Consider the following 1,367-nt stretch of genomic DNA (forward strand, 5'->3'; position numbering starts at 1 on the left):
TACTACAGCCAGGTTTTGTGATCTATAGTTCTGGATCATGTCGGATGAGCTGACCGAGGGCGACCTTCAGGAGTGGGTGGCCGGCCTGGATACGTTGTTCGCGAAGGTGGCCGGACGGTTCGGGCGAGTGGAGCCGCGCAGGCAGGCGCGGGCGTATCTGCTGGGGCTGCTGGCTCCGATCGAGCGCAAGAACGGCTGGCAGCTGGCAGAAGCAGCCGGGGATACGGCTCCTGATCGCATGCAGCGCTTGTTGAACAGTGCCCGCTGGGATCCCCGCCAGGTGCGGGATGACCTGCGCGATTACGTGATGGACAACCTCGGTCACCGCGATGGCGTGCTGATCGTGGATGACACCGGCTTCCTGAAGAAGGGCGACAAGTCGGCCGGAGTGCAGCGCCAGTACTCCGGCACGGCGGGCAGGATCGAGAACTGCCAGCTGGGTGTGTTCCTCGCCTACGCCTCCCCGCTGGGCCGAACACTGATCGATGCCGAGCTGTATCTGCCGAAGTCCTGGACCGATGACCGGGAGCGTTGTATCCGGGCCGGCGTCGGTGAGGAGGTGGCGTTCGCCACCAAGCCGGTGCTGGCCCGGACGATGCTGGCCCGCACCGTGAAGGCGGGCGTGCCGGTGTCCTGGGTGAGCGCTGATGAGGCCTATGGCATGGACAACAAGTTCCGGCGCTTCCTGGAAGAGCACCACCTGAGCTATGTGGTGGCGGTGCCCAAGAGCCAATGGATCGGCATGGGATGGGGCGGGGAGATCCGCGCTGACAGCGCGACCGCCCAAGCTCCGCCCAAGGCATGGAAGCGCCGTTCCTGCGGCGAGGGCGCCAAAGGCAAGCGCCTGTATGACTGGGCGCTCGCCACGGTGACCTTCGCGGCCGAGCCCGGCTACCAGCGCTGGCTGCTGGTCCGGCGCAGCCTCACCCCCAATGCCAAGGGCGAGCTCGAGCTGGCCTACTACCTGTGTTACGCACCAGTCGGCACTACCTTGGAGGACCTCATCGCCGTCGCCGGCTCGCGCTGGGCGATTGAGGAATGTTTCCAGTCCGCTAAGAACGAGACCGGACTGGACCACTACCAGGTCCGGCGTTATGACGCCTGGCACCGCCACATCACCTTGGCGATGCTCGCCCATGCCTATCTCGCCGTCACCGCCGCGCACGCCCCAAAAGTCCAAGGGGCCTGGTCCGCCTCACACCAGCAGAAATCCGCCGTCTGCTGGCACGCCTGAACGCGACGATCATCCGTCCGCTCAGCCACGCCCTCGCCTGGTCCCAACGTCGACGACATCATCAAGCCCGCGCCCGAGCCAGCCATTACTGGAAACGCTGGCTCCAACATCACGAAATCAGGCTGTAGTACTA

General features: G+C 65.2%; 1 protein-coding gene. It reads left to right on the plus strand.

What is annotated here, in order from left to right; translation table 11 throughout:
• Positions 1-37: 37 nt before the first annotated feature.
• On the plus strand, positions 38-1,234 hold the full coding sequence (locus ABD841_RS40440) for an IS701 family transposase (RefSeq protein WP_425582127.1): 1,197 nt from the start codon (positions 38-40) through the stop codon (positions 1,232-1,234).
• Positions 1,235-1,367 lie beyond the last annotated feature (133 nt).

The organism is Streptosporangium fragile (assembly GCF_039534445.1).
In the GTDB taxonomy this organism is placed as follows: domain Bacteria; phylum Actinomycetota; class Actinomycetes; order Streptosporangiales; family Streptosporangiaceae; genus Streptosporangium; species Streptosporangium fragile.

Bases quoted from the DNA above. Each gene is read 5' to 3' on its own strand.
- ABD841_RS40440 (WP_425582127.1), top strand. From the start codon at position 38: ATGTCGGATGAGCTGACCGAGGGCGACCTTCAGGAGTGGGTGGCCGGC.